Source organism: Streptomyces sp. P17 (assembly GCF_032436805.1).
In the GTDB taxonomy this organism is placed as follows: domain Bacteria; phylum Actinomycetota; class Actinomycetes; order Streptomycetales; family Streptomycetaceae; genus Streptomyces.
Genome location: NZ_JAVRBF010000299.1, coordinates 1 through 511 on the forward strand (window position 1 = coordinate 1; position 511 = coordinate 511).

The window sequence follows — 511 nt, forward strand, 5'->3', positions numbered from 1 at the left end:
TATGACGGCTGCCTGGTACATTGGTGTGAGCTAACTCATCAACTAAAATAAGTGATGGTTTACGTTGCAACGCTGCATCTAAATCAAACTCAGTGAGTAGCGTATGTTGGTAATGAATATTCTTACGAGGGAGGATTTCTAGCCCTTTCATCGTGGATTCAGTTTCTTGTCTGCCATGAGTTTCGACTAATCCAATAACGACATCAACACCGCGCTGTAAACACTCCTTACCGGCATTAAGCATAGCGTATGTTTTACCAACTCCCGGAGCCGCACCAAGGAAAATCGTCAACTTTCCTTGGCTTTCTTTCTGGATTTGACAGAGTAATGCTTCAGCCTTTTGCGAACAATGCTCTTCATGCATAAATAATGATATAACCTCTTAATAATAGAAGCATAAAAACATGCCCATTATAAAAATGGGCATGTTTTATTTTTGACAAGTAACTTAAGAACGAGTAGTTAATCTGTCAAGTGCTAAGTTTAATTTGAGAAAATTTACACGTTCTTG

Annotated in this window: 1 pseudogene; it reads right to left on the minus strand. The window is 38.7% G+C overall.

Going from position 1 to position 511, the window contains the following annotated elements:
• Positions 1–364 (minus strand): annotated as a pseudogene (locus RMT89_RS40970) (histidine kinase); the annotation flags it as partial.
• Positions 365–511: the final 147 nt, after the last annotated feature.